Source organism: Propionibacterium australiense (genome assembly GCF_003666605.1).
GTDB classification, from domain to species: Bacteria; Actinomycetota; Actinomycetes; order Propionibacteriales; family Propionibacteriaceae; genus Propionibacterium; species Propionibacterium australiense.
The window spans coordinates 1-8,360 of the sequence record NZ_RCIV01000033.1 but is presented as its reverse complement, the minus strand read 5'-3'; the positions used below and the strand labels follow the sequence as shown (position 1 = coordinate 8,360).

Annotated in this window: 4 protein-coding genes and 1 CRISPR repeat array; all 4 genes read left to right on the top strand. The window is 66.9% G+C overall.

Features of this window, described 5'->3' with window-relative positions:
- The first annotated feature begins 684 nt into the window (after nt 1-684).
- The 4 genes from D9T14_RS12885 (at nt 685) to D9T14_RS12870 (ending at nt 6,682) form a co-directional block, all read left to right on the top strand.
- Nucleotides 685-1,641, top strand: a complete 957-nt coding sequence (locus D9T14_RS12885) for an L-lactate dehydrogenase (protein ID WP_119162909.1) — start codon at nt 685-687, stop codon at nt 1,639-1,641.
- A 187-nt stretch (nt 1,642-1,828) separates the two neighbouring features.
- A complete protein-coding gene (locus tag D9T14_RS12880; protein ID WP_170175779.1) occupies nt 1,829-3,319 on the top strand; it encodes a carboxylesterase/lipase family protein in 1,491 nt (496 codons plus the stop codon).
- Nucleotides 3,320-3,538: 219 nt separating this feature from the next.
- Nucleotides 3,539-6,037 carry a glycoside hydrolase family 31 protein gene (locus D9T14_RS12875; protein WP_119162912.1) on the top strand — a complete coding sequence of 833 codons (2,499 nt, stop codon included), beginning with the start codon at nt 3,539-3,541 and terminating at the stop codon, nt 6,035-6,037.
- Between the two features lie 78 nt (nt 6,038-6,115).
- Entirely contained in the window at nt 6,116-6,682 is a 567-nt protein-coding gene (locus D9T14_RS12870; RefSeq protein WP_119162911.1) for a DUF1707 SHOCT-like domain-containing protein, read from the top strand.
- 478 nt (nt 6,683-7,160) lie between these two features.
- Nucleotides 7,161-8,206: direct repeats of the CRISPR family, unit length 36 nt; unit sequence GTTTCCCCACCTGAATAGGTGGGGCTCCATTGAGGC.
- Nucleotides 8,207-8,360 lie beyond the last annotated feature (154 nt).

Sequence of the window (8,360 nt, the reverse complement as noted above, 5' to 3'; positions counted from 1 at the left end):
TACACGCGAGGACCCGTTCTGAGATTGTTGTATTCGACCACCCAATTGTCTCAACGGCAGGTCCTCACCTTTCACCCAGACACGCCAACACCGGTAGAACAGACCCCAAGATCACCCCACAAACCAAAAGTTTTGAATAACCCTCATGGCGTGATTCATTGAGGCTGCGAATAAGCCTCAATCAACGGTGACTCATGGTCATCGCTTCTACGCGATGAGCGGGCCCCGGCCGGCATCATGCCGACCCGCAGCGGAGCCGGGGCCCCTCGTCGTCTCCTTGAGCTTGCGTCGTGGGCCATGGCGTCCGGGCCCGCCGCGTGAACGATGGAGAGATTCCATCCCGCCCTCTCGTGAAAGTCCGAACGCGAGCCGCTCCGCCGCCCCAGGAAATAGCTTCCAGGGAAATAGCTTCCAGCCGCCGCAGCGCTAGTGGATAAGGCCTTCGTGATACTCGCCGGCTCACTGCACTGATGGACTCTGGCCACGAGCGCCCGCAGGCCTCCTCGGAAAGAGGGGAGACAGGGCTCGGTCATCTTGCTCCGTGCCCACGGTCAAACTCCACATGCCCTCACCTCTGAGCGCAGAGCCATGGAAGCTCGTTATCGCGTCCCCACAGTGAGAGCGCCACCTCTTCCCGCAGCGCATCTGTTTCCGTTCCGGTGCGGCACCGCATACCGTGGCACCATGCGAACGTCCACGCGTCATCCCTCGAAGCTGTCCATCGTCGGCGCCGGTGCGGTCGGCACCTCACTCGCCTACGCCGCCCTCATCCGCGACTCGGCCCAGGTCGTCGCCCTGTACGACATCGCCACCAAGAAGGTCGACGCCGAGGTCAAGGACCTCGCGCACGGCACCCAGTTCACGAACTCGGTCGTCATGGGCGGGGATGACATCTCGGTGGTCAAGGACTCGTCCATCGTCATCATGACCGCCGGCGCGAAGCAGAAACCCGGCCAGACCCGGCTCGACCTGGCAGCCACGAACGCGAAGATCCTCGCCTCGATGATGCCCCAGCTCGTCGAGCAGGCACCCGAGGCGCTCTACGTGCTCGTCACGAACCCCTGCGACGTGCTCACCGTCGTCGCGCAGAAGGTCTCCGGCCTGCCGACCGCGCAGGTGCTGTCCACCGGCACGCTGCTGGACACCTCGCGGCTGCGCTATCTCATCGCCCGCAGGGCCCAGGTGGCCCAGCCGAACGTGCACTCGATGATCGTCGGCGAGCACGGCGACTCGGAGTTCCCGCTGTGGTCGAGCGCCACGATCTCGTCGGTGCCGATCCGGGACTGGACGGTGGCCGGCGAGCGCGTCTTCACCCAGCAGGTGCTCGACGAGCTGGCGCACGAGGCGGCCTTCGCCGCCTACGAGGTCATCGAGGGCAAGGGCGCGACGAACTACGCGATCGGCCTCGCCGGCGCCCGGCTCGTCGAGGCCCTGCTGTCCCCGACGCGCAGCGTGCTGCCGGTCTCGAGCGTCCTGGACGGCTACTACGACATCTCCGGCGTCGCCCTCAGCCTGCCCACCCTGGTGAGCAAGCACGGCGTCGACCGTGTCGTCGAGGCCCCGATGAGCGCAGACGAGGTGAGCCTGCTGCACGCCTCCGCCGAGCGGATCCGCGAGACGGTGGCCTCGGTCGGTTTCTGAGCGTCCTCTCCTCTTCCCTCACGTCCTGCGTTCTTCGTGCGTCACCCCACGAAGAACGCAGGACGTGGCGGATCCCATGGACCCGGACGCCAACAAACGGCAGGACCCCCCTTGCTCCCGGTTCGTCGGCGACGATGGAGCCCCCGGCCGGCGATGTGGCCGCGCCCGAACCCAACAGGAGGGGTCAATGCAGATCACGCCCTACGGAAGCGTCCTCGCCGATGTCACCGGCGGACGGGTCGTCGGCTTCGTCGACAACGACGGCATGAAGGTCTTCCGGGGCATCCCGTACGCGGCCGCCCCCTACGGCGCCAACCGCTTCAAGGCGCCCCAGCCGGTCGTGCCGTGGGACGGCGAACGCGACGCGACGACATTCGGCCCCAGCACCTACCAGATCGAGCCGCTGTTCCGCGGCCACGGCTTCAACTACCGCGCCATCATGAGCCCGGGCTGGCGTCCCGGCGACGAGACGCTCAACCTCAACATCTGGACCCCCGGCGAGGCCGGCGACAACCTGCCCGTGCTCGTCTACATCCACGGCGGCGCCTTCCTCACCGGAAACGGCGGCCTGCCCGCCTACGACGGCCACCACCTGGCCGAGCGCGGCGCGGTCTACGTCTCGATCCACTACCGCACCGGCACCGAGGGCTTCGGCGCCTTCGAGGGGGCCGCCACCAACCGCGGTCTGCGGGACCAGATCGCCGCCCTGACCTGGGTGCAGGAGAACATCGCCCGCTTCGGCGGCGATCCCGACCGCGTCATGGTGCACGGCGAATCGGCCGGCGGCATGAGCATCGCCCTGCTGCTGGCCAGCCCGGCGGCCGACGGCCTCTTCCACCGCGCGATCGTCCAGTCCGGCTCGTCCCCGATGGCCGACAGCCCCGAGCTGGCAGCAGACCGGGCACGCCGGATCGCCGCCGCGCTGGGGACCGAACCGACGGCCGAGGCGATCGCCGCCGTCGACCAGAAGACACTGCTCGACACCGCCCTGCCCGCGCTGGCCGAGAACCACACCGACCGGTGGGACATGCTCGCGCTCGGACCGTGGGTCGACGGCGAGATCGTCCCGGAGGACCTCGACACGGCGATGCTCGCCCGGCCCGTACGCCCGACCATCTGGGGCACCAACCGTGACGAGGGCAATCTGTTCCTCATCACGCCCGACATGATGTCCACCGCCACCGAGGAGACCCTGGCCGGCTATCTGATGGCCTCCCATGGTGCGGTCGAGCCGCTGCGCACGATGCTGCTGGAGCGCGCTCGCATCCACGAGCCCGGCATGGCGATGGCCCAGCACCTGTCCTGGACGACCTTCACCGGGCCGACGATGACGGCCGTCGACCAGCTCGCCGGGGACGGGCGCCCCACCTGGCTGTACCGCTTCGACTACGCCTCACGCGCCAACGACGGCCGCGCCCAGGCCTGCCACATGAGCGAGTTCCCGTTCGTGTGGGACAACCTCGACAGCCCCGCGCACCGCCAGATGACGGGCCCGAACCCGCCCCAGCGCCTGGCCACCGAGATGGCCGACGCCTGGGTGCGGTTCGCCGCCACCGCTGACCCGGGCTGGCCGGCCTTCACCGATCCGCAGCGGATCGGCCGCGTCTTCGACACCACCAGCCGCGACGTGCCCGGCCTCGACCAGGAGCTCTGGCGCGCCTGGACGAACCAGGGCTGACCAGGGCCCTGACCCACCAGGCGCACCTGCCCCTATTGGCAACTTTGGACAAGCGCCTGGCAACAGCCGGCAACGCACAGCATGGCGCGTCGGTTCCCGACAGAGTAGGAGGAACCACCCGACCGGGCTGCTTCGGCAGGACAACAGCGTCCCGCCCGGTGGGGCCGCTGGCCGCCGGGCATGTGCGCGTACGACCTCGACGAGGAGAATCCACCGAGCATGAGAACACTCGACCAGATCACCAGCTTCACCCAGACCGCGACTGGCTTGCGCGCCGAGATCACCGGTGGCTTCACGCTGCACCTCGACGTCCTCGACAACGACCTCGCCCGGGTGCGCGTCCTGCCCTCCGGAGGCCCGGCCGTCGCCAGCACCTGGACGATCACCCCCGGCCAGGGCGTCGACGAACGTACCGGCCTCGATCCCGACCACCTTCTGACCCCGGCCGAGGACGTGCCGTGGAGTGGGCGGGACCGCTCGGACCTGAGCGGCTTCGCCTGCCCGCCGGTCACCGTCGAGGAGGTCGAGTTGGAGACCGCCGGGTCGGACGCAACAGGCATGGGAAAGAACGCCACCGACGAGATGGCGATCTTCGACCGGCCCCGCCCGGGCCAGCACCGCATCATCGTCACAAGCGGCGACCTGCGGGCCGTCATCCAGGACATCCCCCTGCGCGTCTGCTGGCAGATCCGCGTCGACGACGGGTGGACGACCATCACCGAGGACCGGCGCACCGGCGGCTACGAGATCAACCCCGTGACCGGGCGGGTCGCCCACTACATCATGCGCGAGCCGGAGGACCACTACTACGGGCTCGGTGAGAAGGGCGGGGACCTGGAGCGCACCGGTTCGCGCTACGACATGCGCTGCCTGGACGCGATGGGCTACGACGCCGTCGAGACCGACCCGCTGTACAAGCACGTGCCGTTCATCATGACCCGCCGGGCCGGGGTCGGCGCGGTCGGCGTCCTCTACGACAACCAGAGCGCCGCCGTGCTCGACATGGGCCGCGTCAAGGACAACTACCACCGCCCCTTCATCAGCTGGACGGCCGATGGCGGCGACATCGACTACTACGTCATGTTCGGGCGGCAGCTGGCCGACCTGACCCGGTCCATCGTCCGGCTGACCGGCGACAACGCCTTCCTGCCGCGCTGGGCCCTCGGCTACTCCGGCTCGACGATGCACTACACCGACGCCCCGGATGCCGCCGACAAGCTCGTGGAGTTCCTCGACCTGCTGGGCGAGCACAAGATCCCCTGTGACTCCTTCCAGATGTCCAGCGGCTACACGAGCATCGGCCCGAAGCGCTACGTCTTCAACTGGAACCGGGACAAGTTCCCCGACCCCAGGCGCACCGCGCAGGCCTACGCGGACAAGGGCCTCCACTTGGCGGCCAACATCAAACCGGCCCTGCTCATCGATCACCCGATGTTCGAGGAGGCCGCATCGCAGGGCGTCTTCGTCGCGGACGAGGAGACCGGGGAGCCCGAGCTGAGCCTGTTCTGGGGTGACCGTGGCGCACACGTCGACTTCACCTCGCCGGCCGGGCGGGACTGGTGGAAGGACAACGTTCGCACCAAGCTGCTCGAGATGGGCATCGGCTCGACCTGGAACGACAACAACGAGTACGAGGTCTGGGACGACCGCGCGATCTGCGAGGGCTTCGGCACGAAGGTGCCGCTGGCCCTCATCCGCCCCGTCCAGAGCCTGCTCATGATGCGCGCCTCGGCCGAGGCGCAGCGCGAGTTCGCCCCCGCCGAACGCCCCTATCTCATCTCGCGTTCGGGCATGCTCGGCATGCAGCGCTACGTCCAGACCTGGAGCGGCGACAACTACACGAGCTGGAAGACGCTGAAGTACAACACCCGGATGGGCACCGGCATGTCGATGAGCGGCGTGTTCAACGTCGGCCACGACGTCGGCGGCTTCTCCGGGGCCGCCCGCCCCTCACCGGAGTTGTTCGTCCGGTGGGTGCAGAACGGTGTCATGCACCCGCGCTTCACGATCCATTCCTGGCACGACGACGGCTCGGTCAACGAGCCGTGGATGTACCCGGAGGTCACCGGCCTGATCCGCGAGGCCATCGAGCTGCGCTACCGGCTCATGCCGTACCTGTACACGGCCCTCTACCTGGGCTCCCAGCGCCGCGAACCGATCATCGCCCCGACCTTCTACGCGGACGAGTCCGACGAGTCCCTGTTCGTCGAGAACGACGACTTCCTGCTGGGCCGTGACCTGCTCGTCGCCAGTGTCGTCGAGGAGGGCGCCACGACCCGCACCGTGCGCCTGCCCGATGTGCCCGACGGCTGGTTCGAGTTCGACACCGGGATCCACCACGACGGCGGGCAGACGGTCACCGTCGACGCGCCGCTGGGGCGCCTGCCGCTGTTCGTGCGCGCCGGCGCGGGCATCCCCCTGGCCGAGCTCCCGGCCGAGGCCGACATCATCACGACGGCCTCGCTGGAGGCGACCGGACGGCGGGTCGTCCTCTACCTGCCCGAACGTGTCGTGGCGGCCAGTGGCTTCCTGTTCGAGGACGACGGCATCAGCGAGGCATACCGCGACGGCGAGGGACTGTGGCTGCGCTGGAGCGTCGACGCCGACCCCGAGCAGGTGCGCGTCCACACCGAACGCGATGGCCGGTTCGTCCCGGCCTGGGGCGAGGTCGAGTTCGTGCTGCGGCCGGGCGACGACCGCGAGATCGTCGTCGAATGAGACGCGGTGCCGTCCGCCCTACGGACGGGCGGACGGCACAGTGAGGCACGTGCCGAGGGCACCGTTAGGCTGTAGGGCGTGAATGAGCTTGTCCCGGTCAGTGCGCTGCGTGTCAGCGACGCGGATCGTGGCGCCGTCACCGAATTGCTGGCCCGGGCGCACGCCGAGGGCCGGCTCGATCTTGCGGAGCACTCCGAACGCTCGGACCGGGCCCTGTCGGCGAAGACCGTCGGCGATCTGCTCGCCCTGGTCGAGGACCTCACGCCGGCCCGCGTCGCCCAGGCCGCGCTGCCCGCAGCACCAGCCGGCTCGGGGGCGATCCGGGCGACGCTGGGCAGCACCCGCCGCACGGGCGCCTGGATGGTGCCGGAGAAGCTGCACGTCTCGGTGCTCATGGGTGAGGCCAAGATCGACATGACCGAGGCGGTCTTCACCCACCCGGTCGTGGAGCTCGACGTGAGCATCATCATGGGTGACGTGAAGGTGTACGTGCCCGCCGGAATCAACGTCATCGACGAGAGCAGCCACATCATGAGCGACTTCAAGATCAAGGGGACGCTCCAGCCCGCACCCGGCGCCCCGATGATCCTCGTCAAGGGCTCGAGCATCATGGGGGACGTGAAGATCCGGGTGCGCCCTTCCTAGACCAGAGCGCCGAGAATCCCACACGAACTCGCGAACCGATGAAACATTCCCGGACGAGGCGGCGATGACATCAGCAACAGCCCGCTGATGGACAGTTGCCGTCCACTACCGTCTCGATACTCCCCACCGCCCGACGAAACCATTGACATGTTCAGTGCATGGCGCCAGAGGTGGTGCTCGCCGCGGACTGGTTTCCTTCGATGAGGAGAGAAGCAGTAGTTGCCGTTGACCCGGCTCAGGAGAGCGTGACGGCCATGGGACCGCATCGAGAAGCCATCTCCATGTAGGATGATGTCGACGTGGGGGCCGGTGCGAGAGCTGGTGTCCCGCCGCCGCCCCGCGTGAGCGCTCGCACCCTTGTCAGAGCCATGTTCATGTTGACAAGACCATAGAGACGCCTTACGATCCTGACAAGAACGGAGGAGCACTCGCAACACGAAGCATCGCCGCTTGTCAGCCCCTACAAAATCTGGCAGCCGTTTCCCCACCTGAATAGGTGGGGCTCCATTGAGGCATGTCGAAGGAGATGCGATAAGTTTCGGCGTCTGCGTTTCCCCACCTGAATAGGTGGGGCTCCATTGAGGCCTACCACGCAGTAGCCTAGATTCTCAGCAAGTCAGGTTTCCCCACCTGAATAGGTGGGGCTCCATTGAGGCCATTCCGGCGCTTGTCAGGAGCCCGGTGATCGTGTGTTTCCCCACCTGAATAGGTGGGGCTCCATTGAGGCTCCCTGATCGTGGCTACGCGCAGCTGCGCGAGCACGTTTCCCCACCTGAATAGGTGGGGCTCCATTGAGGCATGTACATCTCCGACGAGTTGGAGGGACGGTGAATCGTTTCCCCACCTGAATAGGTGGGGCTCCATTGAGGCAGCGTCTGGATACGCTCCATCGCCTCGCGGATGTCAAGTTTCCCCACCTGAATAGGTGGGGCTCCATTGAGGCACGTCGGTGTCCTCCGAAGCCGACGTTTGCAACACGTTTCCCCACCTGAATAGGTGGGGCTCCATTGAGGCCTGCACACCTTGTCCGCGCCGTCCCTGACGGCACGACGTTTCCCCACCTGAATAGGTGGGGCTCCATTGAGGCCGGTATAGGGTCGCGTCGTGTGCTTCAACCTCCTTGTTTCCCCACCTGAATAGGTGGGGCTCCATTGAGGCGTCAGCCATTGGAGCTGGGCGAAGTTCATCACCAACAGGTTTCCCCACCTGAATAGGTGGGGCTCCATTGAGGCATGCCGCACAGGGGGGCGCCCTGGTCGAGGACGTCGCGGTTTCCCCACCTGAATAGGTGGGGCTCCATTGAGGCTTGGGATGCGTTGCCCCAGTGGCCGTAGATGTGGGCGCGTTTCCCCACCTGAATAGGTGGGGCTCCATTGAGGCTTCCGGGGCACCTGGCCGATGGATTCGCGGGGGAAAGGTTTCCCCACCTGAATAGGTGGGGCTCCATTGAGGCGTGACGGGCAGCAGCAGGCCGGGCACTTCGTCGCAGTTTCCCCACCTGAATAGGTGGGGCTCCATTGAGGCATATAATCCGGTACGGAATCGAACATGTATGGCCGTCATGAAACAAGATCGGTTTCTGGTTGGGGTTTGGGGAGGTGTTCGAAGTCGTAGTCGAAGGTGCGTCCGGTGATGTACGAGGCGAATGCTCCGAAGGTTTGTTCGGGGGTCTGGTGCT